The 25267-nt window shown below is 75.7% G+C and carries 21 protein-coding genes and 1 pseudogene; 7 read left to right on the top strand and 15 right to left on the bottom strand.

What is annotated here, in order from left to right:
* The first annotated feature begins 27 nt into the window (after nt 1–27).
* The gene (locus ITJ85_RS05985) at nt 28–1131 is read left to right on the top strand and encodes an NlpC/P60 family protein (RefSeq protein WP_217915445.1); all 1104 of its coding nucleotides are present in this window, start codon (nt 28–30) and stop codon (nt 1129–1131) included.
* A 19-nt stretch (nt 1132–1150) separates the two neighbouring features.
* Here the strand turns inward: ITJ85_RS05985 and ITJ85_RS05980 are convergent, their stop codons facing one another.
* Genes ITJ85_RS05980 through ITJ85_RS05970 form a run of 3 tightly spaced genes read right to left on the bottom strand, consistent with a single transcriptional unit; the run spans nt 1151 to nt 5726 of the window.
* Nucleotides 1151–1798, bottom strand: coding sequence for a response regulator (locus ITJ85_RS05980; protein WP_217915444.1), 648 nt, complete (start codon nt 1796–1798; stop codon nt 1151–1153).
* A complete protein-coding gene (locus ITJ85_RS05975) occupies nt 1786–3477 on the bottom strand; it encodes a sensor domain-containing protein (RefSeq protein ID WP_217915443.1) in 1692 nt (563 codons plus the stop codon). Before ITJ85_RS05975 ends, ITJ85_RS05980 begins: the two co-directional genes overlap by 13 nt.
* A complete protein-coding gene (locus ITJ85_RS05970) occupies nt 3474–5726 on the bottom strand; it encodes an MMPL family transporter (protein WP_217915442.1) in 2253 nt (750 codons plus the stop codon). Before ITJ85_RS05970 ends, ITJ85_RS05975 begins: the two co-directional genes overlap by 4 nt.
* Nucleotides 5727–5881: 155 nt before the next feature.
* Here ITJ85_RS05970 and ITJ85_RS05965 point away from each other — a divergent pair, with 155 nt between their 5' ends.
* Nucleotides 5882–7816 carry a hypothetical protein gene (locus ITJ85_RS05965; protein WP_217915441.1) on the top strand — a complete coding sequence of 645 codons (1935 nt, stop codon included), beginning with the start codon at nt 5882–5884 and terminating at the stop codon, nt 7814–7816.
* Between the two features lie 13 nt (nt 7817–7829).
* Here ITJ85_RS05965 and ITJ85_RS05960 read toward each other — a convergent pair whose 3' ends face one another.
* Both ITJ85_RS05960 and ITJ85_RS05955 read right to left on the bottom strand, forming a co-directional pair.
* On the bottom strand, nt 7830–8288 hold the full coding sequence (locus ITJ85_RS05960; RefSeq protein WP_217915440.1) for a type II toxin-antitoxin system VapC family toxin: 459 nt from the start codon (nt 8286–8288) through the stop codon (nt 7830–7832).
* Complete coding sequence (locus ITJ85_RS05955) at nt 8281–8574, bottom strand: hypothetical protein (RefSeq protein WP_217915439.1); 294 nt, start codon at nt 8572–8574, stop codon at nt 8281–8283. The genes ITJ85_RS05960 and ITJ85_RS05955 overlap by 8 nt, the downstream gene beginning before the upstream one ends.
* A gap of 53 nt (nt 8575–8627) precedes the next feature.
* Between ITJ85_RS05955 and ITJ85_RS05950 the strand changes: the two genes are divergently transcribed.
* Nucleotides 8628–9677 (top strand): zinc-binding dehydrogenase, encoded by a 1050-nt coding sequence (locus tag ITJ85_RS05950; protein WP_217915438.1) that lies wholly within the window; start codon nt 8628–8630, stop codon nt 9675–9677.
* Here the strand turns inward: ITJ85_RS05950 and ITJ85_RS05945 are convergent.
* The 3 genes and pseudogenes from ITJ85_RS05945 to ITJ85_RS05940 all read right to left on the bottom strand — a co-directional run bounded on the left by ITJ85_RS05945 (nt 9674) and on the right by ITJ85_RS05940 (nt 12003).
* Nucleotides 9674–10066: a hypothetical protein gene (locus tag ITJ85_RS05945; RefSeq protein WP_217915437.1), complete on the bottom strand. Its 393-nt coding sequence runs from the start codon at nt 10064–10066 to the stop codon at nt 9674–9676. The genes ITJ85_RS05950 and ITJ85_RS05945 overlap by 4 nt on opposite strands.
* Nucleotides 10067–10161: 95 nt before the next feature.
* A pseudogene (locus tag ITJ85_RS17505) lies at nt 10162–10335 on the bottom strand (cytoplasmic protein); the annotation flags it as partial.
* Between the two features lie 33 nt (nt 10336–10368).
* Entirely contained in the window at nt 10369–12003 is a 1635-nt protein-coding gene (locus ITJ85_RS05940; protein ID WP_217915436.1) for an acetolactate synthase large subunit, read from the bottom strand.
* 90 nt (nt 12004–12093) lie between these two features.
* On the opposite strand from ITJ85_RS05940, the gene ITJ85_RS05935 reads away from it, so the two are divergent.
* Nucleotides 12094–13542: an aldehyde dehydrogenase family protein gene (locus ITJ85_RS05935; RefSeq protein WP_217915435.1), complete on the top strand. Its 1449-nt coding sequence runs from the start codon at nt 12094–12096 to the stop codon at nt 13540–13542.
* A 252-nt stretch (nt 13543–13794) separates the two neighbouring features.
* On the top strand, nt 13795–14436 hold the full coding sequence (locus tag ITJ85_RS05930; protein WP_217915434.1) for an SCO family protein: 642 nt from the start codon (nt 13795–13797) through the stop codon (nt 14434–14436).
* 117 nt (nt 14437–14553) lie between these two features.
* Here the strand turns inward: ITJ85_RS05930 and ITJ85_RS05925 are convergent, their stop codons facing one another.
* The 5 genes from ITJ85_RS05925 to ITJ85_RS05905 form a co-directional block, all read right to left on the bottom strand.
* The gene (locus ITJ85_RS05925; RefSeq protein WP_217915433.1) at nt 14554–15201 is read right to left on the bottom strand and encodes an RraA family protein; all 648 of its coding nucleotides are present in this window, start codon (nt 15199–15201) and stop codon (nt 14554–14556) included.
* 44 nt (nt 15202–15245) lie between these two features.
* On the bottom strand, nt 15246–16463 hold the full coding sequence (locus ITJ85_RS05920; RefSeq protein ID WP_217915432.1) for a beta-ketoacyl-[acyl-carrier-protein] synthase family protein: 1218 nt from the start codon (nt 16461–16463) through the stop codon (nt 15246–15248).
* A 90-nt stretch (nt 16464–16553) separates the two neighbouring features.
* Nucleotides 16554–16709 carry a hypothetical protein gene (locus tag ITJ85_RS05915; protein ID WP_217915431.1) on the bottom strand — a complete coding sequence of 52 codons (156 nt, stop codon included), beginning with the start codon at nt 16707–16709 and terminating at the stop codon, nt 16554–16556.
* 81 nt (nt 16710–16790) lie between these two features.
* Complete coding sequence (locus ITJ85_RS05910; protein WP_217915430.1) at nt 16791–17108, bottom strand: glutathione S-transferase N-terminal domain-containing protein; 318 nt, start codon at nt 17106–17108, stop codon at nt 16791–16793.
* Nucleotides 17109–17190: 82 nt separating this feature from the next.
* Nucleotides 17191–17397 (bottom strand): cold-shock protein, encoded by a 207-nt coding sequence (locus ITJ85_RS05905; protein ID WP_217915429.1) that lies wholly within the window; start codon nt 17395–17397, stop codon nt 17191–17193.
* Between the two features lie 177 nt (nt 17398–17574).
* On the opposite strand from ITJ85_RS05905, the gene ITJ85_RS05900 reads away from it, so the two are divergent.
* Complete coding sequence (locus ITJ85_RS05900) at nt 17575–19128, top strand: PAS domain-containing protein (RefSeq protein ID WP_217915428.1); 1554 nt, start codon at nt 17575–17577, stop codon at nt 19126–19128.
* A gap of 156 nt (nt 19129–19284) precedes the next feature.
* Here the strand turns inward: ITJ85_RS05900 and ITJ85_RS05895 are convergent, their stop codons facing one another.
* Nucleotides 19285–20037, bottom strand: a complete 753-nt coding sequence (locus ITJ85_RS05895; RefSeq protein WP_217915427.1) for an ArsR/SmtB family transcription factor — start codon at nt 20035–20037, stop codon at nt 19285–19287.
* Between the two features lie 26 nt (nt 20038–20063).
* Complete coding sequence (locus ITJ85_RS05890; protein ID WP_217915426.1) at nt 20064–20300, bottom strand: hypothetical protein; 237 nt, start codon at nt 20298–20300, stop codon at nt 20064–20066.
* A gap of 113 nt (nt 20301–20413) precedes the next feature.
* On the opposite strand from ITJ85_RS05890, the gene ITJ85_RS05885 reads away from it, so the two are divergent.
* Nucleotides 20414–25162: a PKD domain-containing protein gene (locus tag ITJ85_RS05885; protein ID WP_217915425.1), complete on the top strand. Its 4749-nt coding sequence runs from the start codon at nt 20414–20416 to the stop codon at nt 25160–25162.
* Nucleotides 25163–25267: the final 105 nt, after the last annotated feature.

The raw sequence follows: 25267 nt of genomic DNA, 5'->3' as shown, positions 1-25267 counted from the left end.
GGGCCCCGCACGGCCGACAAGGGGGGTGTGACGAGACGGATCCTCCTGCTCACCGCCGTCGCGCTGGCCTCCGTGGGGGCCGGCGCGGCGGTGGCGTCACCCGCAACGCCGTCGCCGGCCGCCAAGCCGGCGGCGACGGCGCCGTCCGGCGAGCGCGCCGCGCTCGCGCGCGAGCACGCGTCGCGGAAGGTGCGCGGCGGCCTCGACGAGTGGGCCCGCCCCAGCGCGCGCCGGCTCGCCGCCCGCTGGCCCGGCCTCGCCACGGCCGACCTCTCGCGCGACGCGACCCGGGGCGACCTGGACCGCGCGCTGTCGATCCTGACCGGCCGCGAGCGCACCAGCCCGAACCCGGCCGGGCGCGCCACCGCCTGGACCACCAACCTGCTGTTCGTGCGCGCCCTGGGCCTCGAGGCCGAGCGCCGCGCGCTGATGCGCCTGGCCACCGCCGACGGCGCCCGCCTCCGGATGCCCCGCCACGCGGGCAGCGAGATCCTGGCCCGCGAGCTCGGGCTCGTCTACAACCGCCTCTCCCACGAGGACGGCCGCGAGCGCTCCCGCAACGAGAGCGTGCGCCTGGCCGACGTCGTCTACGCGCTCGACCGCGCCAGCGGGGTCGGCTCGTGGCAGACCGCCCGCCTCCGCCGCTACCGCCAGATCGCGCTGCCGGCAATGTCGCCGAAGCAGCTCGCCGTGGCCCAGGCCGCCCTCTGGCAGGTGGGCCAGCCGTACATCTGGGGCGGCGACTGGCCGGGCGCCCGCTCGCCCTGGGGCGCGCAGGCGCACGGCGGCTTCGACTGCTCGGGGCTCATCTGGTGGGCGTTCAAGGGCCGCACCACGGCGAGCCAGATGGCCGTCGGCACCGGCCTGCGCGGCCGCACCGCCGACGCCATGGCGTGGGAGCGCCCCGCCGAGCGGGTGGCGATCACCGGCCTGCAGCCGGGCGACCTGGTCTTCTTCGGCTCGGGCGGCCCCGCGGCACGCACGGGCACGATCGAGCACGCCGGCATCGCCCTGGGCGACGGCTGGATGGTGCACTCCTCCGGCTCGCGGGGCGGCGTCTCGCTGAGCCATCTCGACGACTACTGGCCCTCGGCCACCGCCTTCGGCCGCCGGGTCAGCCAGCTGCTCTAGGGGGCCGGCCGCCCGGCGCTCAGGCGCTGCGCAGGAAGGCGAGCACCGCGAGCACCCGCCGGTGGGCGCCCTCAGACGACGCCAGGCCGAGCTTGCCGAAGATGTTCGAGACGTGCTTCTCGACCGCCCCCTCGGTCACCACGAGGGCCCGGGCGATCGCCGCGTTGGAGCGGCCCTCGGCCATCAGCTCCAGCACCTGCCGCTCGCGCGGGGTGAGGTCGCCGACCGCCGAGGCCGGCCCGCGCCGGGCGACGAGCTGGGCGACCACCTCGGGGTCCATCGCGGTGCCGCCCGCCGCCACCCGGCGGACGGCCTCCACGAACTCCGCCGGGTCGGCGATCCGCTCCTTCAGCAGGTAGCCGATGCCGCCGGCGCCGTCCGCCAGCAGCTCGACCGCGTAGGTCTGCTCGACGTACTGCGACACCACCAGCACCGCCGTGCCGGGCACCCGCCGCCGCGCCTCGATGGCGGCGCGCAGGCCCTCGTCGCGGAAGCTGGGCGGCAGTCGGACGTCGACCACCGCCACGTCCGGCCGCTCGCGCTCGATCGCCGCCACCAGGGCGTCGCCGTCCTCGACCGCCGCGACCACCTCCATGCCGTTGTCGCGCAGCAGGCGCACGATGCCGTCGCGCAGCAGCGCGAGGTCCTCCGCGATCACGACCCGCACGGGATCACCGCCTCGATCGTCGTCCCGCCGGCCTCCGGGCTCACCACCCGCAGGATGCCGTCGTGGGCCTCGATCCGCCGGCGCAGGCCGGTCAGGCCCTCCCCCTGCGGGTCGGCGCCGCCGGCGCCGTCGTCGCTCACCCGCACGCGCAGCACGCCGTCGCCGCGTCCGATCGCCACCTCCACCACGCGGGCGCCCGAGTGCTTGGCGGCGTTGGCCAGCGACTCGGCCACGGTGAAGTAGGCGGCCGCCTCGACGGCCGGCTCGAGCCGACCGCCGGTGTCGACCTCCACCCGCACCGGGATGCGGCTGGCGCCGGCCAGCGAGCCGACCGCCGCCTCGAGGCCCCGGTCGGAGAGGACCGCCGGGTGGATGCCGCGCGCCAGGTCGCGCAGCTCCACGAGCGCGCGCTTGGCCTCCTCGTGGGCGCCCGCCACCAGGTCGCGGGCCCGCGCGTCGCCCGACGCGGCGAGCCGGTCGCGGGCCATCCCCAGGTCCATGGCGAGCGCCACCAGGCGCGCCTGGGCGCCGTCGTGCAGGTCGCGCTCGATGCGCCGCAGCTCGGCGGCCTGGGCGTCCACCGCCCCGGCCCGCGTCGAGGTGAGCACGTCGATGCGCTCGGTGAGCTCGTCCTCGCGCGCGCCCGTGCCCACGAACACGCGGGTGGCGTGGATCGCCACCTGCACGGCGAGGGCGATCACCGGCCAGACCGGCCAGAAGTAGCCGCCGGGGGTGGTGAAGGCCCAGATGGCGATCAGCAGCAGGGCGAGCGCGCCGGCCACGCCGGCGTGGCGCACCAGGCCCACCCTGCCCCACCGCCCGCCGGGCACGAGGGCCGGCGAGACGACCAGGGCGGCGTGGGCCAGCAGGATCGCCCCGAGCGGGACGAGCGTCCAGAAGGGCCAGAAGTAGCCGCCCGGCGTGGTGGCCGTCCAGATCAGGACCAGGGTGACGTTGACGATCGCGTACGCCGCCGCGTGCACGGCGAGCCCCCGCGAGCCGACGGGCCGCGGCGGCCGGCGGCCGGGGCGCGCGCCACCGTCGGCCGGCGGCGCCGCGGCCGCCGGGGCGGCCTCGCCCAGCAGGCCGCGGGCGAGCGCCGTCCACGCGCGCGCCGCCCACACCGCCGCCGGCACCGACGCGGCCGCCAGCGCCAGGCCGGCCGGCACGAGCAGCACGGCCTCGCTGAAGGTGTCGACGCTCCAGGCGCCGACGTCGGCGACGTCGCCGCCGGCCCGGTAGTAGGCCGGCGCCAGGGCCAGGCGCAGGCCCTCCCCCAGCAGGGCGAGCACCACGACCGCCAGCGGCAGGCCGAGCACGAACCGCAGCAGCAGGTAGGCCTGCTCGCGCCAGATCGTGGCGTCGCCCGCCAGCCCGCGCAGGCGCGCGGTGAGCGGCGCGTCGTGGCGCACGACCGGACGGCGGGCCAGGCGCTCGCCGGTGAGCGCCTCGAGCAGCCGGCGCTCGGCCTCGGCGGCCACCCGCACGACGTACGCCAGACCGAGCAGGATCGGCAGCCCGACCAGCGTGATCAGCAGGCCCAGGCCGACCGCCCAGCCGGTGACCAGGACCACGAACCAGAGCGTGCCGAGCGGGATCGCGCTCGCCACCAGGGCGAGCGCCCGCAGGGCGCCGCCGGTGCGCAGCGGCTCGATCAGGTGGCGTCGGACGGCGGTCATCGCGCGTCCCCGATCGTACGAGCCGCCGCGGCCGGGCGCGGGCGCACCCGCACGATCCGCGCCAGCGGGGCCGGCATGGTCCAGTTGCGCTCGCCGGTCATCCGCATCACCGCCGGCACGATCAGGCAGCGCACCAGCAGCGCGTCGATCGCGACCGCGGCCGCCAGGCCGAAGCCGAACTCCTTCATCGACACGTCGGTGCCCGCGGCGAAGCCGCCGAAGGCGACGATCATGATCGCGGCGGCCGTGCCGACCACCCGGCCGGTGCCCGCCAACCCCTGGCGCACGGCGCGCAGGTTGGGGGCGCCGCCGTCGCGCAGCTCGCGCATCCGCTCGACCAGGAACACCTGGTAGTCCATCGAGATGCCGAACAGGAAGGCGAACAGCATCACCGGCACCCAGATCGCGATGCCGCGCACCTCGTGGTCCATGCCGAGCAGGCCCGAGCCGACCCCCTCCATGAAGACCAGGCGCAGCAGGCCGTAGGTGGCCAGCAGCGACAGGCCGGAGAGCGCGACCGCCACCAGCGGCACCAGCCACGAGCGGAAGGCGCGCATCAGCGCGATTACGGTCAGCACCAGCACGCCGGCCACCAGCCACGGGAAGGGCCCGTAGAGCGCGTCGGTGAACTCGTTGATCACCGCCGGCGCGCCGGTGGTCAGCACCTCGCCGCCCGGCACGGCCGCCCGCACGTCGGGCTCGCGGGCCGCCATCAGCGCGTTGAGCGCCCGCGCCGACGGCGACAGCTCGTCGCCGTGCGGGGCCACCTGCATCAGGGCGTAGCGGCCGTCGGCGTCGACCAGGCCCTCGCCGGCGGCGGCGCGGAACGCCGCCGGGTCGGTCGCGGTCGGCCAGGTGACGCCCGAGACGACGTCGTCCTCGGCGCGCAGGCCGTCGGCCACGCGCGCCAGCGCCGCGACGGTCGCCGGGTCGTACACGCCGCCGTCGCGGCCGGTGTCGATGACGTAGACGTTGGGGGTGAGGCTGCCGCCGAGCTCGTCGCGCACGATGCGCCCGGCCTCGACGGCCTCGAGGTCGGGGGCGTCGGCGAGCGGGTCCTCGTGGATGCTCATGCCGGACGACTGGCCCGCCAGGGCGACCAGGGCCACCAGCGCGATCGCGGCCACGGGGATGCCCCAGCCGGTGACGGCGCGCGCGACGGGGCCCCACAGGGCGCCCTCGCGCAGGCGCCAGCGCCGCGGGTAGACGCGCAGGGCGTCGACGCGCGGGCCGAGCGCCGCGAGGGTGGCCGGCAGGACGGTCAGGCCGGCGAGCACCGCCGACGCCGGCACCAGCATGCCGCCCACGCCCAGCGAGCGCATGAACGGAACGGGCAGGGCCACGAGCACCGCGAGGCCGATCGCCACGGTCACGCCCGCCAGCAGCACCGCCCGGCCGGCGGTCGCCATCGTGCGGCCGGCGGCCTCCACGCGGTCGGCGCCCGCGCGCATCTCCTCGCGGAAGCGCGAGACCACCAGCAGCGAGTAGTCGATGCCGATCGCGATGCCGACGAGCGTGATCACGTTCGTGACCAGGTCGGCGACGTCCATGCCCTGGCCGGCGAGCCAGGTGCCGGCCATGGCGAGCGTGATCGTCACACCGGCCATCAGCAGCGGCAGCAGGGCGCTGACGGCGCTGCCGAAGTAGACCAGCAGGATCAGCAGGGCGACCGGCAGCACCAGCAGCTCGGCGCGCGCGAGGTCGTCCTCGATGACCGGCTCGACGTCGTGCCACATCGCGACGTCGCCGCCCACGAGCGTGGGCGCGAAGCCCTCCGGCGTGCCGATGGCCGCGCGGATGTCGTCGACGCGGTCCTTGGCCTGGGCCTCCGGGAGCGGCAGCGACAGGGTCGCGAACGTCATGTGCCCGTCCTGGCCCACCATGTCGCGGCTGCCCGTGCCGAAGTAGGAGACCACCCGCGTGCCGGGGACCAGGGCGGCCGCCCGCTCGAGCGACGCGGTCACCGCCTCCCGGTACGCCGGGTGGTCGACCGTCAGCGTCGGGTGGCGGAAGACGGGCTGCACGTCGTTGGTCTCGGCGCCGGCGGAGAACTCGCGCTGCACGATCCGCGTGGCGCGCTCGGCCTCCGAGCCGGGCAGCGACTGCTCGGAGGTCATCACGTCGCCGAGGCGGCCCGCGCCCATGGCGGCGGCCACCATCAGCAGCAGGAAGAGCGGGATGACGAGCCACCGGCGACGGGCCATGCGGCGGCCGTGGCGCTCGAGCAGGGACGTGGGCGGGGGCGGCATGCGGGGTCTCCGTGACGGTCGTGGACGGCTGCCACCACGATCGATCAGCGCGCCGCGCGCGCCCATGCGGCCCCCCGGCGTCCGCCGCCGGCGCCTCCCGGCGTCCGCGTGGTGGGGCTGGCCCCACCACGGGCGGCTCGGCGAGGATGGGCCGCATGTGCCCCCCGCTGCGCGCCGCGATCGCCCTCGTCGTGATGCTCGTGGCCTGCGCGAGCGCGCTCGCGCAGGGGGACGACGCCGACGAGGTCGCGCTGGCGGAGCGCTACGCGCCGGTGGTGCGGCTGGTCGAGCAGGAGGAGGAGTGCGGCCACGGCGAGCCGTACGAGCCCATCGACGTCGACGTGCTGTTCGGCGAGGACACCGTCGCGCTGCGCGGCGCGTGGGGCGGCGGCGACCTGATCGAGGTCGCCCCCGCCGCGGCCGACATCGAGCGCGGCCGCTACGGCTACAACCTCGACTTCCCGGGCAACGCGCTGGCGCCGGGCTGCGACTACGAGCGCTGGGGGCGCCGCGTCGCCCAGGGCAGCCCGCCCACCGCCTACGCCCACGTGGCGACCGAGCCCGGCCACCCCGGAAGGATCGCCCTGCAGTACTGGTTCTTCTACGTCTTCAACGACTGGAACAACACCCACGAGGGCGACTGGGAGATGATCCAGATCGTCTGGGACGCCGCCGACGCCGCCGAGGCGCTGACCGAGGACCCGGTCGAGGTCGGCTACAGCCAGCACAGCGGCGGCGAGCGCGCCGACTGGGGCGACGACAAGCTCGAGCTGGTGGACGGCACCCACCCGGTGGTGCACCCCGCCGCGGGCTCGCACGCCAACTACTTCGGCTCGTCGCTGTACATCGGCAGCTCGGCCGAGGAGGGGGTCGGCTGCGACGACACCTCGGGCGACGCCCGCGAGCTGCGCCCCGTGATCCGCACGATCCCCTCCGACCCGTCGGCCGCCCGCCGCCAGTACCCGTGGATCGGGTTCGAGGGCGGCTGGGGCGAGCGCCACACCTCGTTCTACAACGCCCCCACCGGCCCGAACATGAAGGACCAGTGGACCCACCCCATCGCGTGGACCGGGGAGTGGCGCGACCGCAGCCTGGCGTTCGCCGGCGGCGGCGCGCTCGGCACGAGCGCGACCGACTTCTTCTGCGGCGCGGTGGCGTGGGGCTCGGAGAGGTTCCGCCAGTTCAACGAGGACCCCGCCCCGGTGGTGGGCGTGCTCGCCGTGCTCGCGGCGCTCGCGGTCTGGGGGCTCTCGCGCGCCACCTGGCTGCCGAGCGCCCCGCTGCGGGTGGCCCGCCGCCGCGCCTGGGGCCAGGTGCTGGCGGCGGCGGGCCGCATCTACGCGCGGCGCTTCGCCGTGTTCGGCGGCATCGGCATCGTGCTGCTGCCGATCACCGTGGGCATCGGGCTGCTGCAGACGCTCGTCCTGCGCACCTCCGGCGCGCTCGGCGTGCAGACCGGCGAGGGCGCCGAGGGGCTGCTCGGCTTCACCGTGCTGGCCGCGGGCTCGATCGTCACGCTGCTGGGCTTCGGGCTGGTCCAGCTGGTCACGGTCCACGCGCTGATGGACGTCGACGCCGGCCGCCACGCCACCCCCCTGCGCGCCCTGCGGGCCGCGGTGCCGGGGCTCCTGCCGCTGTGCGCGGCGCTCGCGATCGCCGTGGTCGTCGTGACCCTGCTGAGCGCCTCGGTCATCCTGCTGCCGCTCGCGATCTGGCTGGCGGTGCGCTGGTCGCTGATCGCCCCGGTGATCGCGGCCGAGCGGGTGCCGCCGCGCGTGGCCCTCGCGCGCAGCAGCCTGCTGGTGCGCGGCGACTGGCTCAAGGTGGCGAGCCTCACGATCGTGGGCGCCGCCGTGGCCCTGGTCGTGGGCCCCCTCGCCGGCGCCCTGATGATCTTCTTCACCGACCTGCCCGGCACCACCGCCAACGTGGTCGCCGGCGTGGTCTACGCCCTCGTCATCCCGTTCGTCGCGCTGACCACGGCGTACGCCTACCTGGACATCCGGGTCGGCGAGGAGCTCGCCGGCGGGCCGAAGGAGCGCCGCGGCGACCTGCCCGCCGAGATCGCGCTGGAGCCGCCCGCGGCCTGAGGGCGGCGCCCGGTCAGAGGACGGCGAGGCCCTCGGCCCGCGCCGCCTCGGCCTGGGCGCGGTCGCAGGTCGCGAAGGCCAGCCCGCCCGGGCCGGCGATGCGCGACGCGTCGTCCAGCGCGACCGCCAGGTGGAGCGCGTCGAGCGCGCGCAGCGGGTGGCGGTCGCAGAGCTCCTGTGCCCGCGGAAGGGCGCGCAGGGGGTCGAGGGCGAGCAGGATCAGCGGCCCCTCCGCGGACGCGTCGGCCGCGATCTGGTCGAGCATGGCATCCGGATCGGCCAGGCGGCCGGCGCGGTGCGCCGCGCGCATCGCGGACGTCAGCTCGAGCTCGGCCAGCGCCGAGGTCGCGACGGGCGCGTCGCCGTCCAGCAGCGCCGCGCGCATCAGCGCGTGGTCCGGCTCGTCCGGCATGTACGCGCGGACGATCGCGCTGGTGTCCGCGTAGATCAGCCCCGGCCCGGGATCAGCCACGCGCCCACTCGAGGGCCTCGCTCACCGCCCGCCCCGTGCCGCGCGCCGACGCGATGACCCGGTCGCGGCCGTCCGGGGCCGCCTCGCCCGGCGCGCGCGCCGGGGCGGCCGCGAGCCCGAGCGCCTCCGCGCGCCGCCGGGCGTCGGGGAGCGGGTCGGCCCCCGTGGCCAGCTCGCGCTCGAGCGCCGCGACCACGAGCTCGTTGAGGGTCAGGCCGAGATCCTTCGCGCGCCGCTTCGCGCGGGCGTGCAGGTGATCGTCGACGCGGGTGATCATCTGGCGCACGGCGGGAATGATAGCCGTCGTTGATAGCGACCCGCCACCCGACCGGAGCAGCCATGCGAGCCACCGTCTACCGCGGACCCCGCGACATGCGGGTCGAGGACGTCCCCGACGCCGGGCTGCGCGAGCCCACCGACGCGCTCGTGCGCGTGACCCACGCCTGCATCTGCGGCAGCGACCTGTGGCCCTACCGCGGCCAGGTCCCGATCTACGGCCCGCCCGGCGGGCGGACGGGCCACGAGTTCATGGGCGTGGTCGAGGCGGTCGGCGACGAGGTGCGCACCATCCGCCCCGGGCAGCGGGTGATCGCGCCCTTCGCCTTCTCCGACGGCTCCTGCGAGTTCTGCGAGGAGGGGCTCCACACCTCGTGCGTGCACGGGGGCTACTGGGGCGGGCTCGCCAACGACGGCGGCCAGGGCGAGGCCGTGCGGGCGCCGCTCGCCGACGGCACCCTCGTGCCGCTGCCCGACGAGGTCGAGCTGGGCGACGCCCGCCTCGCCGCGGCGGTCGCCACGCTCACCGACGTGATGGGCACCGGCCACCACGGCGCCGTGTCGGCCGGCGTGGGACCCGGGGCGACCGCGGTCGTGGTGGGCGACGGCGCGGTGGGGCTCTGCGCGGTGCTGGCGGCGCGGCGCCTGGGCGCGGCGCGCATCATCGCGCTCGGCCACCACGAGGAGCGCCTGGCGATCGCCCGGGGCTTCGGGGCGACCGACGTGGTCACGGCGCGCGGCCGGGAGGCGGTGGAGCAGGTGCGCGAGATGACCGGCGGCGGGGCGCGCCACGTGGTGGAGTGCGTCGGCACGGCGGCCTCGTTCGACACCGCCATCCGCGCGGCCCGCGCCGGCGGCGCGGTGGGCCACGTGGGCGTGCCGGCCGAGCCGGTCGACCTCATGCCGGTGCACGGCACCAACGTGCGCCTGGTGGGCGGGGTGGCGCCGGTGCGCGCGTACATCCCCGAGCTGCTCGCCGACGTGCTGGCCGGCCGGCTCGACCCCTCCCCCGTGCTCGACACGCGCGTGCCGCTGGAGGAGGTGCCGGCCGGCTACGCGGCCATGGACGAGCGCCGCGCCCTCAAGGTGCTGGTGGAGGTGGCGACGCCCTAGGCGGCCGGCCCGGGCGACGGCCCGTAGACCGCCACGTGCAGCACGGAGTCGTCGAACAGGATCTTGAGGTGCGGCTGGTCGGGGTGGTCGCGGCCGTCGTCGTGGCCGGCCCACCACCGCCCCTCCCGGAACGGCTTCTCGTAGACGGTGAAGAACCCGCCCGAGGCGAGCATGAAGCTGGCCACGTCGTCGCCCGGCCCGCGGCGGGCCGACAGCTCCGCCTGGCCGTCGGCGTGCCCCTCGAGCACGCCGCGGGCGGCCACCCGGAAGGGCCCGCCCGGGTCGCCGATGCGCAGCTCCACCAGCAGCTCGCGGCCCACCAGCTCCTCCAGCCTGGCCACCGTGGCGCGGTAGTCGAGGTGCTCGTCCTGCGGGTTCGCCTGGCTCATGGTCCGCCCCCTCCAGCGTTCCGGTCCGGTGTCGTCACGGGTGCTACCCGGCCGCGGCGGAGCCCAGCGCCCCGCCGGGCGGCGGCGCCGCCCCCGCGCCCCCCGACAGCTCCACGACGAGCGCGTGCGAGGGTCGCCATCACGCTGTCCGGGTGGTCGTGCGGCCGGGTCCGCGCCCCCGGCCGGTCGCGGTACTCCAGCACCCGCACGCGGTGGTTCTCGAACACCACCCGGTACGTGTCGGGGTCGGTGACGGTCGGGTCGTCCATCGGCGCCCTCCTCCAGCGGTCGGTGGGGCGAGCCTATGCGCCCAGCGACGGCTCGCCCAGGTTGGCGAGGCGGACGTTCTGGCGGTAGTCGATCGGCACGGTCACCAGCGACGGGCCGCCGCGGGCCGTCGCGGCCCGGATGGCCGCGGTCAGGGCCGGCGCGTCGGTGGCCTCCTCGTGCTCCCAGCCGAAGGCGCGGGCGAGGCTCGGCCAGTGGGGCGTGCCGAAGTCGATCGCGCTCGTGCGCCCGAAGCGGCGCTCCTGCTTCCAGCCGATCACCCCGTAGCGGCCGTCGACCCACACCACCACGACCACCGGCAGGCTCAGGCGCGCGGCGGTCTCCATCTCCTGCACGTTCATGAGGAAGCCGCCGTCGCCCGACACGGTCACGGCCCGCCGCTCCGGCAGGGCGAGCGCCGCCGCGATCGCCCCCGGAAGGCCGACCCCCATCGTGGCGAAGCCGTTGCTGATGATCACCGTGCCCGGCTCGTAGGCCGGGAAGAGCCGGCCGAGCCACAGCTTGTGGGCGCCCACGTCGGAGATGAGGATGTCCTCGGGCTCCATGGCGGCCCGGATCGCGCCGATCGCCGCCTGGGGCGTCACGATCCCCGGCCGCTCCAGCGTGGCGCGCAGCTCCGTGGCCACCGCCACGTGCAGGCGTGTGGCGTAGGCCGGCTCGTCGCGCGCGGGCAGCTCGTCGCGCAGGGCGCGCAGCGTGTCGGCCACGCCGGCCACGATCTCGACCTCGGGGATGTAGTGGCCGTCCACCTCGGCCGGACGGCGGTCGACGTGGATGATCCGCTTGAGCGTGTCGGGGTTCCAGGCGGCGGGGCCGAACTCCACCAGGTCGTAGCCGGCGCAGATCACGACGTCGGCCTCGTCCAGGCCGGCGGTGACCGAGTCGCGCGCCTGCAGCCCCACGGCGGGCAGCGACAGCAGCGAGCGGTCGTCGAGCGCGCCCTTGCCCATGAAGGTGGGGCAGGCGGGGATGCCGGCGTGCGCGCACAGCTCACGCAGCGCGCCGGCGGCGCCGCCGCGGATGACCCCGTTGCCGGTCAGCACCACGGGCCGGCGGGCCTCGCGGATGATCGCCGCCGCCTGGCGCACCGCCGCGTCGTCGGGCCGGCTCGGCACCGGGGCGCTGCGGGCCAGCGGGCGGGCGGAGGAGGGCAGCTCGGCCGCGGCGATCGTCTCGGACAGCTCGAGGTGGGTCGGCCCCGGGCGCTCCGCCTCGGCCAGCTTGAAGGCCTTGCGCACGACCTCGGGCACGGTCTCCGGGCGCTCGATGCGCGCGTTCCACTTCGTGACCGGCCGCAGCATGTCCACCACGTCGACGTACTGGTGGCTCTCCTTGTGGACCAGGTCGAGCTTCACCTGGCCGGTGATCGCGACCATCGGGGCGTAGTCGAGGTACGCGTCGCCGACGCCCGTGATGAGGTTGGTGGCGCCCGGGCCCAGCGTGCCCAGGCAGACGCCCGCCCGGCCGGTGAGCCGGCCGTGGACGTCGGCCATGAAGGCGGCCCCCTGCTCGTGGCGCACCACGACCACGTCGATCGGCGACCGGCTGAGCGCGTCGATGATCTCGAGCGTCTCCTCGCCCGGGATGGCGAAGATGCGCTCCACACCCTCGGCCTCCAGGCAGCGCACCATCAGCTCGGCGGCCTGCACGTGAGACTCCCCCTCGTTTCGACCGGCCGTCCGGGGGTACCCGCCTGGGTATCGTATTCAACGTCCGACGCCGACAGGAGCGGGGTTCGCATGGGGATCACCAGCCCGGCACTCGACCCGTCCCAGCCCACCGGGCTGCTGCTCGACGGGGCATTCGACCAGCGCAACGAGGACCTCGCCGTCACCAACCCGTACAGCGGCGAGACGATCGCCACGGTGGCGGTGGGCGGGCCGGACGACGTCGCGGCGGCGGTCGACGCGGCCATGGAGCACCTGCCGCCGCCGCCGGCGGCCGAGCGGGCCCAGGTGCTCGAGCGGGCCGCCCGCCTGGTGGCCGAGCGCGCCGACGCCTTCGCGCGCACGATCTGCCTGGAGGCCGGCAAGCCGCTCAAGCAGGCGCGCGCCGAGGTGGCCCGCTGCGTGGACACGCTCACCTTCGCCGCCGTCGAGGCGCGCAAGGTGGCCGGCGAGATGGTCCCCATGGACGCGAGCGCCGCCGGCGCCGGCAAGCTCGGCGTCATCGTGCGCGAGCCGATCGGCGTGGTCGGCGCGATCTCGCCCTTCAACTTCCCCCTCAACCTGGTGGCCCACAAGGTGGCGCCGGCGATCGCGGCCGGCTGCCCGGTGGTGCTGAAGCCCGCCTCGGCCACCCCCCTCTCGGCGCTGCTGCTGGCGCGCACCCTCGGCGAGGCGGGCCTGCCGCCCGGCGCCCTGTCGGTGGTGATCGGCGGCGGCGGCACGGTGGGCAACGCGCTCGTCGACCACCCCGACGTGCCGATGATCTCGTTCACCGGCAGCCCGCCGGTGGGCTGGGACATCCGTCAACGCCAGCCGCGCAAGGAGGTGGCCCTGGAGCTCGGCAACTCCACGCCGGTCATCGTGGAGGCCGACGCCGACCTGGAGCTGGCCGCCACCAAGCTCGCCGCCTCGGGGTTCACCCACGCCGGCCAGTCGTGCATCTCGGTGCAGCGGGTCTACGTCCAGGAGCGCGCCATCGACCGCTTCCGCGACCTGTTCGTCGCGGCCGTCGGGCGCCTGGTGGTGGGCGACCCCATGGACGAGCGCACCGACGTGGGCCCGCTGATCGACGACGACAACCGGCAGCGGGTGGTCGACTGGATCGACGAGGCGCGCGACTCCGGGGGCGAGGTGCTGACCGGCGGCGAGGTGCGCGACCGCCTGCTGATGCCGACCGTCATCGAGGGCATCGACCCCAGCATGAAGGTCTCCTGCGAGGAGGTCTTCGGGCCGGTGGTGGGCCTGGCCTCCTACGGCGACATCGACCAGGCGCTGGAGCTCGCCAACTCGTCGCCGTTCGGCCTGCAGGCCGGCATCTTCACCGCGCGCGCGGACGCCGCCCTCGTGTGGGCGCGGCGGCTGCACTTCGGCGGGGTGCTCGTCAACGAGACGCCCACCTTCCGCGCGGACCAGATGCCCTACGGGGGCGTGAAGGACAGCGGCAACACCCGCGAGGGGCCGCGCTTCGCGGTCGAGAGCATGACCGAGCCGAAGCTGCTGGTGGTGGCCCTGCCGCAGTAGCGGGGTCGTGCCGGAGGGGGCGGAGCCCACCCGCCCCCTCCGCGTGCGGCGCCGTCCGGGTGTCCCTCCGGCGACGCCGTCCCGCACGGGGCACATCGACGGCGCCCCCGGCGAGCGGATCCCTCGTCCGGGGGACGCGCGCAAAACCTGTACCTCCCTGTACGGAGGTCCAGGAACCCGCATGGGACGCGGGTTCCGTCGGTCGCGCGCGGCCCGCTGACCGAACGCGCCACGTGGCAGTAGGCTCCCGCGATGCGCCTTCTCCCCCCGCTCGCCGCCCTGCTCGGCGCCGTCGCGCTGGCCGCCGGCTGCGGGTCGGACACGGGCGGCGACGGCGCCGCCGCCGGGCCGGCCACGACGGCCGCCCACGGCCACGCCGCCACCGCGCCCGAGGGCGGCATCGTGGAGCCCCGCCGCCAGGCGCCGGCGCTGCGGCTGCGCGACGTCGACGGCGAGCTGGTCGACATCCGCGACCTGCGCGGCGACCCCGTGCTGGTCACGTTCGTCTACGCCACCTGCCCGGACGTCTGCCCGCTCATCATGGAGAGCCTCAGGCGGGCGCGGCGCGAGGCCGGCGCGCTCGGCCGGCGCACCCGGGTGCTCGCGGTGTCGGTCGACCCCGAGGGCGACACGCCGGCCGTGGTGCGCGCGTTCCTGCGCGCGCGGGGCGTCGACGGCTTCGTCGATTACCTGGTGGCCGACCGGCCCGCCCTCGAGGCGGTCTGGAGCCGCTGGAACGTCGCCACCGACGTGCCCGCCGACGACCCGGCGCTCATCGAGCACACCGCCCTGATCTACGGCGTCAGCGCCTCGGGCGAGCTGGTCACCGCGTACCCGGTGGGCTTCGACGCCGCGGCCGTCGCGCGCGACCTGCGACTGCTGGCCCGGACGTAGCCGGCCCCTGGGACGGCGACGGCCCGCGACCGGAGAGGAGGTCGCGGGCCAGCCGTCACCCCATGGTGCCGACGGTCGCCTGACGCGCGCCTGAACGAGCGGGGGCGGCGGCGCGGCCTACCGGCGGGCCAGATCCTCCCGGCGGGTGCGGGCCACCTCGGCGGCGTCGCGCTCCTCGATGCGGGCCGCCTCCTCGAGCACCGGGCGCAGGTCGTCGGGCGGGATGACCACGGCGCCCGAGGCGTCGGCGTAGACCCAGTCGCCGGGCGTCACGGTCACGCCGCCCACCGCCACGGGCACGTTCGCCGCGAAGGGCATGATCGCCTCGCCGCCCTGGCGCACGGCCTCGCCGCGGCACCAGGCGCCGATGCCCAGGTCGACCACCTCGGCGAAGTCGCGCAGGCGGGCGTCCGCCACCAGGCCCGCCAGCCCGAGGTTGGCGAGGCGCGACAGCTTCTTGCCGCCGGCGATCGGCTGGTCGACGTGCCCCCAGCTCGACACCACCAGCACGTGGCCGGTCGCGTCGCGGTCGTCCACGGCCTCCAGCAGCAGGGCGCCGAAGTCGTGGCGGCCGGGCTCGAGCAGGTCGGCGCGCAGGGGCAGGAACTGCATGGTGAGCGCCGGGCCGAGCAGCCATCGCTCCGGGGCGGGGCTCACCAGGTCCACCACGTGGGCCCGGTGGGCGTGGCGGCGCATCATGGCGTCGCAGATCGCGGAGCACGAGACGCGCTCGGCGATCGCGCGCAGGTCGTCGGGGATCGGCATGCGCGGCAGCATCGCACGCGCCCGCCCGCGCCGGGTGGAGCCCCCTACCGCTCCTCGTGGCGGGTCATCACGATGCAGGCGTTGTGCCCGCCGAAGCCGAACGAGTTGGAGGCGGCCGCGGTGACCCGCGCCCGGCGCGGCTCCAGCACGTGGTCGAAGGGCGCCTCGGGGTCGGCGTCCTCCAGGTTGAGCGTCGGCGGCAGCATGTCGCGCTCGAACGCCATGAGGGTGGCGACGGCCTCCATGCCGCCCGCCCCGCCCAGCGGGTGGCCGTGGGCCGACTTCGTCGACGAGACCGCCGCGCCCGACAGCCCCGCGCGCGCCAGGGCGCGCGCCTCGGCGATGTCGCCGGCGATCGTGGAGGTGGCGTGCGCGTTGACGTAGCCGATGTCGCGCGCCAGCAGCCCGGCGTCGGCGATGGCGAGCGTCATCGCGCGGGCCGGCCCCTCGCCGGTGGCGTCGGGGTCGGTGGGGTGGCCGGCGTCGCACGAGCTGCCGTAGCCGGCCAGCTCGGCGTAGATGCGGGCCCCGCGCGCCAGCGCGTGCTCGCGCTCCTCCAGCACCAGCACGCCCGATCCCTCGCCCATCACGAAGCCGTCGCGGCCGATGTCGAACGGCCGCGAGGAGACCTCGGGCGCCCGGGTGCTCGGGGTCAGCGCGCCCACCCGCTGGTAGCCGGCGATCACGACGGGCGACAGCGGCGCGTCGGCCCCGCCCGCCACCACGACGTCGGCCCGCCCCTCGCGCAGCATCGACAGCCCCGCGCCGATGGCGTCCGAGCCGGCCGCGCAGGCGGTGGCCGGCGCCGCCGAGGGCCCGCGGAGCCCCAGCACCCGCGCGACGGCCGCGCAGGGGTGGTTGGTGATCGACATCGGGATCGCCAGGGGGCCCACCCGGTCGGCGCCGCGCTCGAGGAAGGTGCGGTGCGCCTCCAGCAGCGTGTCGGCGCCGCCGTGGACGCTGCCGATCGACACGCCCACCCGCTCCGGCTCGACCCCCAGGTCGCCCGCGTCCTCGAGCGCCCGCGCCGCGGCAACGGCCGCGAAGCGCGCGGCGCGGTCCATGCGGCGGGCGTCGCGCTGGCCGAAGCGCTCCCTGGCCTCGTCCTCGGCGACCGGGAAGGCGACGATCCGGCCGACCCCCTCCAGCTCGACGTGCGCCGCGCCGGAGCGGCCCTCGGCGAGGGCGTCCCAGAACTCGCTGGCGCCGGAGCCGATGGGGCTCACGACCCCGGCCCCGGTGATCACGACGCGTCGGCGCACCGGGTGATCTTGTCAGACGCGTCCAGCCCCGCGCCGCGCCGCCGGCGCCCGCGCCCGCCCCGCCGTCGCCCGGCGGGGCGGGCTACGCCGTCAGTACCACTTGCCCTTGGCGAACCCGCCGAAGGCGATCAGGCCCACGAGGGCGATGATCAGGCCGAGCCAGAACGAGCCGAAGATCGCGACCAGGATGCCGGCGATCACCAGGATGCCGCCGAGGCCGATGCCGCCGATGCGCGTGTCCGCCATGTGAGTCCCTCCTCGGGATGTGCCACCGGGTGGTGGTCGCCCGCATCTTCCCCCGTCCGGGGGATTCGGTAACCGCCCGGGTCAGCCGTCGCCGGGCGCGTCCGGCTCGCCGTCGGCGGCGATGTCGGCGTCGAGCTCGGCGATGGAGCGGGCGAACGAGCCGTCGCCGTGGCGGGAGTAGAGGTGGCGCACGATGCGCCGCGAGTCGACCACGACCTCGTCGCCGTCGAGCAGCACCGGCACGCGGCGCTGGCCGCTGACCCGCTCGACCTCGTCGCGCTCGGCGCGGTCGTAGGGCACCTCGACCAGCTCCACCGGCGCCCCCACGTTCTCGATCGCCTGGCGCGCCGCCGCGCACCAGGGGCACTTCCAGCGGTGGTAGAGCCGCATCCCCGCCATCAGGCCTCCCCCGTCCGGTCCCCGGAACGCGCGAGGCCGCCCCGTGGGGCGGCCTCGCGGTCACGCACTATCGCAGGTGGTCCTACGCGAGCGGCGACACGTTCGCGGCCTGGGGGCCCTTCGGGCCCTCCTGGGCCTCGAAGCTGACGCGCTGGCCGTCGTCCAGGTTGCGGAACCCGCTGCCCTGGATCTCGGAGAAGTGGACGAAGAGGTCCTTGCCACCGTCGTCCGGGGTGATGAACCCGTACCCCTTCTCCTGCGAGAACCACTTCACGACGCCTTCGGGCATTGCACATCCTTCGTACTCGGCGAGGAAACTGAAGACCCGCCGAGCCGAGGCCCACCGACGTCCCATCATCCACGCGATTCCGGCGGACCCGGTTGGCCCGCCGCGCGCAGAGTAGCGCGTCCGCCCGGACGGCGCGCCGTACAATCGACGCCGCAGCGCGACACCGGACGGGGGGCGATGGTCACGGACGAAGCCGGGGCGGGGCACCTGGCGGACGCGGGCTCCGAGCGCGACCTCGTGGTGGCCGTGCTCGACAGCCTGGTCGCCTTCGCCGGGCTGCTCAGGCCCGACGGCGTCGTGGTCGAGTCCAACTCCGCCGCGCTCGAGACCGCGGGCCTGCGCCCCGATGACGTCATCGGCCTGCCCCTCTGGGAGACCCCCTGGTGGTCGTGGAGCGGCCCGGAGCAGGAGCGCCTGCGCGCCGCCGTCGCCCGCGCGGCCGCCGGCGACGGCGTGCGCTACGACGCCGAGGTGCGCGTGTCCGACGACCGCCGCATGGTGGTCGACTTCCGCATCGAGCCGCTGCGCGACGCCGACGGGCGCGTCACCCGGCTGCTGCCCTCCGGCGTCGACGTCACCGAGCGCCGCGACGTCGAGCACCTGCTCGAGGGCATCATCACGCACGCCCCGGTCGGGTTCGCCCAGTTCGACCGCGAGATGCGCTTCGTGCGCGTCAACCGCGAGCTGGCCGCGATGAACGGCTTCACGGTGGAGGAGCACATCGGCCGCACGCCGATGGAGCTCCTGCCGCAGCTGCCGCCGCAGGCATACCTGCCCTACTTCCGCGACGCGCTGCGCGGGCGCACCACCGAGTTCCACGTCCACGGCATCACCGGCACCGGCGAGCCGGGCGTCTGGCTGGAGCGCGTCTACCCCCTGCGCGACCGCTCGGGGCGGGTGGCCGGCCTCGGCGTCTTCGTGGTCGACATCACGGCCCGCACCGCCGCCGAGGGCGAGCGCGAGCGGCTGGTGATGGCGCTGCAGCAGAGCCTGCTGCCCCGGGGCATCCCGCCGGTCGAGGGCCTCGACATCGCCACCCGCTACGCCACGGCCAGCGGCGCACTCGACGTGGGCGGCGACTTCTACGAGGTCCTGTGGGGGCCCGCGTTCGGGGTCGCCGCGTTCGTGGGCGACGTCTGCGGCAGGGGCGTCGAGGCCGCCGCGGTCACCGCGCTCGCCCGCTACACCCTCGTGCCGCTCATCGAGCGCCACCCCGGCGAGCCCGCGACCGCCGTCACCGAGCTCGACCGGATCATCCGCGAGCACCACCCCGAGACCGACCGCTTCCTCACCCTGGCCCTCGTCGTGATGCGCCCGGGCCCGGCCGGCGCCGATGCCCGTGTGGCCCTCGGCGGCCACCCGCAGCCGGTGCTCGTGCGCCGCCGCGGCGGCGCCCAGCCGGTCGGGCGCATCGGGACCCTTCTCGCGGCCGGCACGCCGATGCGGGTGCACGACGCCCACGTGACGCTGGCCCCGGGCGACGCGCTGGTGCTCTACACCGACGGCTACACCGAGGCGCGCGGCGACGACGGCGAGCTGTTCGGCGACGAACGCCTGCTGGGCGCCCTGGCCGGGGCGGCCGGCGGCTCCGCCGAGGAGCTCGCCGACGCCCTCGAGCGCGCGGTCGCCGACTTCACCCACCGCCGCGGCGAGCGCGACGACCGCGCCCTGCTGGTGCTCAGGGCCACCGGGGCGGGCGCCGAGCCGGCCGCCGGGGGCGAGGCGGGCTAGGAGCACGTCGGAGAACAGAGGGCGCGCGATCCGCCGAGCGAACACCGGGCCATCCGGATGGCCGCGGCCGATGCCGGGTGCATCGGCGTTGACGCGGACGCCGGAGGGCGACGGTGTGCGGCCGGCGGGCGCGTGGCCGACTTCTTCGACAGGCTCCTAGGCGTACATCAGCGAGCCCGGGGTGGTCAGCAGCTCCCCGGTCTCGAGCCAGGTCTTCAGGCCAGAGAGGATCATCGGCCAGCCGCCGTAGAGCTCCGCGCTGGCGCCCTCGCGCAGCCGGTCGTGGGTCAGCAGCAGCCGGCACGAGTCGCCCACCGGCTCGATCTCCCAGGTGACCCGCGAGAACCCCTCGTCGCGCACCTCGTCGCTCCACAGCGCCCGCATGGTGTGCACCAGGCGGCGCGGAGGATCGACCTCGAGCACCTCGCCCTCGCCGAGCGGCCCGCCGGCCTTCGGGTGGGTGGTGGTGATCGGCGCGCCCGGCGTCCACTCCGACTCCACCGCCACGCCGAAGTTGTACTTGCGCCGGGTCTCGCCGTCGGTGATCGCCTCCCAGAGGCGCTCCGGGGTGGTGCGGATGTAGATCTCGAACACCTTCTCCATGACGGTCTCCAGTCGCTGCTTGAGGTCGCTGAGCCCCGCGGCCCAGGGCTCGGCGTACTTGCTCACCCACCGGTCGTGGACGAGCCGGATCGGGACCGGGTTCAGGAAGTGCAGCTTCTCGCGGCCGCGCCGCCGGGTGACGACGAGGCCGGCCTCCTCCAGCACCCGCAGGTGCTTCATCACGCCGAAGCGCGACATCGCGAAGCGCGCCTCCAGCGCCCCCAGCGCCTGGCCGTCCTGGCGGAAGAGCTCATCGAGCAGGGCCCGCCGGGTGGGGTCGGCCAGCGCCCTGAACACCGCGTCCATGGCGGCGACGTTATGTGACCCAAAGGTCACCTGTCAACGAGCGCGCCCCAGTCCGGCGGCGGGTCCACCAGCCGGCCCACGGGCAGCTCCAGGCGGTAGCCCGGCGCCATAGGCCCGGCGCCCGCCCCGAGCGCCAGCCGCACCACCCGCTCGCCACCGGGGCCGAGGGGGCCGCGGTCCTCGATCACCGTCGCCGCCACCACGCCGTCGCCGATCGGCACGCCGACCACGTCGCCCACCCGGAGCGGGGGACGGGCGCTCATCTGCTCACCGTCAGGTCGAAGCTGAAGCTCATGTCTCCCAGCCGGGTCGAGGTCGCCGCCCACCCGTTCGGCTAGGTGACCCCATCCGCCAGAAGGTGGGAGAGTCGCTCGCGATGGGCATACGTCGGCGCTTCGTCATGGGCCTGTTCATCATCGCGGCCGCGCTGGCCGCCGCGGTGCCCATCGTCGGCTTCTCCGCGCCGCCGGGCGCGACCCTGCCCGACCTGGTGGCGGACCCGCCGGCCTTCCCCGTCTTCGAGGACTACACGTATCCGGACGGGACGCAGGCCAAGCTGCTGCGCTTCGACGGCTACGTGCACAACATCGGCCCCGGCCCGTTCGAGGTGCGCGGCTCCAACCGCGTGGGCGCCGAGTTCACCACCGTCCGCCAGTACGTGCGCACGCCCGACGGCATGGAGGCGACCACGCCCCGGCCGAACGGGCCGCCGCAGATCATCTTCGAGACGGCCGACGGCCACAACCACTTCCACCTCATGCGCATCGCGCGCTACTCGCTGTGGAACTCGGCGAAGACGGCCCAGGTGGCGCCAGGGCAGAAGGTCGGGTTCTGCCTCGAGGACACCCAGCGCCGGGAGACCAACGTCGGCCCCTCGACGCCCGTCTACATCAACAACAACTTCTGCTGGCAGGGCAACCCCAACGCCAGCTCGATCCAGATGGGCATCTCGGCCGGCTGGCGCGACCGCTACGGCGCCCAGCTGGCGCTGCAGTGGGTCGACGTGTCCGACGTCCAGCCCGGCACCTACTGGCTCGCCGCCGAGATCGACACCGACGACGTGATCGAGGAGGTCAGCGAGGCCAACAACCAGGTCACGTTCGCCACCTCCCAGACCACCGTCAGCGGCTACCGGGCGAAGGCGGTCAACGCCGGGACCCTCCCCCTCAACCAGGCCTCGACGGTCACCCTCGCGGCCGACCAGTTCGGCAGCGGGCTGGGCCAGCGGCGATTCCGCATCGAGAGCGTCCCCGCCCACGGCACGCTGCGCGCCGGCACCACCGCGCTGGCGGTCGGCTCCGAGACCACCAGCACCTCGCTCACCTACACCCCGGCGAGCAACTACAGCGGCCCCGACTCGTTCACCTACTCGGCCCGCGACGCCGCCAGCCAGTTCCCCCGCACGCCGGCCGCCGCCGCGGTCACGATGAACGTCGGCCAGGGGCAGGGCCAGGTGAGCGTGGACATCTCGGGCGCGCCGGCGAGCCTCGACCTCGGCACGAGCGCCCAGCTCAGCGCGACCGTCACGAACGGCCCGGCGGGCGTCAGCTGGTCGGTCAACGGGGTCGCCGGCGGCAACGCCACCGTCGGCACGATCTCCGCCTCGGGCCTCTACGGGGCGCCCGCCGCCGTCCCGCCGGGCGGCCAGGTGACGATCCGCGCCACCAGCACGGCGACGCCGACCGCGTTCGACGAGGTGGTCATCGGGATCACCGACCCCGGCGACCCCGACCCGGCGCCCGACCCCGGCACCGACCACGTGGTCAACGGCAACTTCGAGAGCGGCCTGGCCAACTGGACCACCTGGAACGCCAGCCTGTCGCGCGAGCAGATGGCCGACGCCCCCAACGGGGTCTGGGTCGCCAAGGTCACCCGCACCGGCGGCACCGCGTTCACCATCGACGACACGCCGCCCTCGGTGACGGCGCCGGTGGCCGGCAGGACGTACACCGGCCGCGCCTTCGTGAAGGCCGCCTCCGCCGCCTCGGTCGGCAAGAGCGTGCGCCTGATCGTGCGCGAGCAGGAGGCCGACGGCGACCGGGTCGACTCCACGACGAGCGCGCCGGTCACGCTCTCCGACAGCTGGCAGACGGTCACGGCGCAGTACACGCCGGCGACGGCGGCCAACCGGATCGACCTCTACCTCGACCACACCGCCGCGGGCACCGGCAGCGCCTTCTACGTCGACCAGATCACGCTCACCGACGGCGCCGTGCCGCCGCCCACCAACACGCCGCCCGACGCCGACTTCGAGGCCTCCACGCAGATCCCGTCCGTCGGCCACCAGGTCCAGTTCACCGACACCTCCACCGACGCCGACGGCACGATCGCCGCCCGGGCCTGGGACCTCGACGGCGACGGCCAGTTCGACGACTCGACGGCCGCCAACCCGACCTTCACCTACACGACCCCCGGCGCGGTCACCGTCAGCCTGCGGGTCACCGACGACGACGGCGCAAGCGACACCGCCACCCGCTCGATCGTCGTGACCGAGCCCGACCCCAACCAGCCGCCGACGGCCGCCTTCACCGCCAGCACCCTGACGCCGACGGTCGGCCAGCAGGTCAGCTTCACCGACGGCTCCAGCGACGCCGACGGCACGATCGCCGCCCGCGCCTGGGACCTCGACGGCGACGGCCAGTACGACGACTCGACCGCGGCCAACCCGACCTTCACCTACTCCGCGGCGGGCCCGGTCACCGTGCGGCTGCGGGTGACCGACGACGACGGCGCCACCGGCACGGCCGGCCGCGACCTGACCGTCGGCCCCACGGCGCCGGTCAACCAGCCGCCGACGGCCGCCTTCACGGCGAGCACCCTGACGCCGACCGTCGGCCAGCAGGTCAGCTTCACCGACGGCTCCAGCGACGCCGACGGCACGATCGCCGCCCGGGCCTGGGACCTCGACGGCGACGGCCAGTACGACGACTCGACGGCGGCCAACCCGACCTTCACCTACTCCGCGGCGGGCCCGGTCACCGTGCGGCTGCGGGTGACCGACGACGACGGCGCCACCGGCACGGCCAGCCGCGACCTGACCGTCGGCTCCACGGCGCCGGTCAACCAGCCCCCGACCGCCGCCTTCACCGCCAGCACCCTGACGCCGACGGTCGGCCAGCAGGTCAGCTTCACCGACGGCTCCAGCGACGCCGACGGCACGATCGCCGCCCGGGCCTGGGACCTCGACGGCGACGGCCAGTACGACGACTCGACGGCGGCCAACCCGACCTTCACCTACTCCGCGGCGGGCCCGGTCACCGTGCGGCTGCGGGTGACCGACGACGACGGCGCCACCGGCACGGCCAGCCGCGACCTGACCGTCGGCTCCACGGCGCCGGTCAACCAGCCCCCGACCGCCGCCTTCACCGCCAGCACCCTGACGCCGACGGTCGGCCAGCAGGTCAGCTTCACCGACGGCTCCAGCGACGCCGACGGCACGATCGCCGCCCGGGCCTGGGACCTCGACGGCGACGGCCAGTACGACGACTCGACGGCGGCCAACCCGACCTTCACCTACTCCGCGGCGGGCCCGGTCACCGTGCGGCTGCGGGTGACCGACGACGACGGCGCCACCGCCACGGCCAGCCGCGCGCTCACCGTCGCCACCGGCGGCGGCTCGGGCACCAACTTCGTCACCAACGGGGACTTCGAGTCGGACGTGTCGGGCTGGACCACCTGGCAGGCGAGCCTGTCGCGCGACGTGCTCGCCGACGCCCCCAGCGGCCAGCGCGCGGTGAAGGTCACCCGCACCGCCGGCACCTCGTTCACGATCGACGACTCGCCGACCTCGGTGATGAACGCGGTCGGCGGCACCACCTACACGGGCCGGGCCTGGATGAAGGCCGCCAGCCCCTCGGCGGTCGGCAAGCCGGTCGAGATCTTCCTGCGCGAGCGCAACTCGGCCAACGCGCTGATCCGCACCGTCGCCGGCGGCACCGTCACGCTGACCGACACCTTCCAGCTGGTCGACGCCCAGCTGGTGGCCGGGGCCAGCGGCAACCGCATCGAGATCTACATCGGCCAGAAGAGCGCCGTCGCCGGCGACGCCGTCTACATCGACAGGATCGAGCTCAGCGACGGCTCGGGCGCCCCGCCGCCGCCGGTCAACCAGCCCCCGACCGCCGCCTTCACCGCCAGCACCCTGACGCCGACGGTCGGCCAGCAGGTCAGCTTCACCGACGGCTCCAGCGACGCCGACGGCACGATCGCCGCCCGGGCCTGGGACCTCGACGGCGACGGCCAGTACGACGACTCGACGGCGGCCAACCCGACCTTCACCTACTCCGCGGCGGGCCCGGTCACCGTGCGGCTGCGGGTGACCGACGACGACGGCGCCACCGGCACGGCCAGCCGCGACCTGACCGTCGGCTCCACGGCGCCGGTCAACCAGCCCCCGACCGCCGCCTTCACCGCCAGCACCCTGACGCCGACGGTCGGCCAGCAGGTCAGCTTCACCGACGGCTCCAGCGACGCCGACGGCACGATCGCCGCCCGGGCCTGGGACCTCGACGGCGACGGCCAGTACGACGACTCGACGGCGGCCAACCCGACCTTCACCTACTCCGCGGCGGGCCCGGTCACCGTGCGGCTGCGGGTGACCGACGACGACGGCGCCACCGCCACGGCCAGCCGCGCGCTCACCGTCGCCACCGGCGGCGGCTCGGGCACCAACTTCGTCACCAACGGGGACTTCGAGTCGGACGTGTCGGGCTGGACCACCTGGCAGGCGAGCCTGTCGCGCGACGTGCTCGCCGACGCCCCCAGCGGCCAGCGCGCGGTGAAGGTCACCCGCACCGCCGGCACCTCGTTCACGATCGACGACTCGCCGACCTCGGTGATGAACGCGGTCGGCGGCACCACCTACACGGGCCGGGCCTGGATGAAGGCCGCCAGCCCCTCGGCGGTCGGCAAGCCGGTCGAGATCTTCCTGCGCGAGCGCAACTCGGCCAACGCGCTGATCCGCACCGTCGCCGGCGGCACCGTCACGCTGACCGACACCTTCCAGCTGGTCGACGCCCAGCTGGTGGCCGGGGCCAGCGGCAACCGCATCGAGATCTACATCGGCCAGAAGAGCGCCGTCGCCGGCGACGCCGTCTACATCGACAGGATCGAGCTGATCGGCTGACCCGCCGCGGCGCGCGGGCGCCTGCGGCATCGATCGGGACGCCCGGATTCCAACCGGCGATGGCCGTCAGCGGAGACGGCCGGCCGGCCCCACCCGCTGGCCGGC

The sequence above is a fragment of the Miltoncostaea marina genome, from assembly GCF_018141525.1.
In the GTDB taxonomy this organism is placed as follows: Bacteria; Actinomycetota; Thermoleophilia; order Miltoncostaeales; family Miltoncostaeaceae; genus Miltoncostaea; species Miltoncostaea marina.
This window is presented reverse-complemented; position numbering and strand designations above follow the sequence as displayed.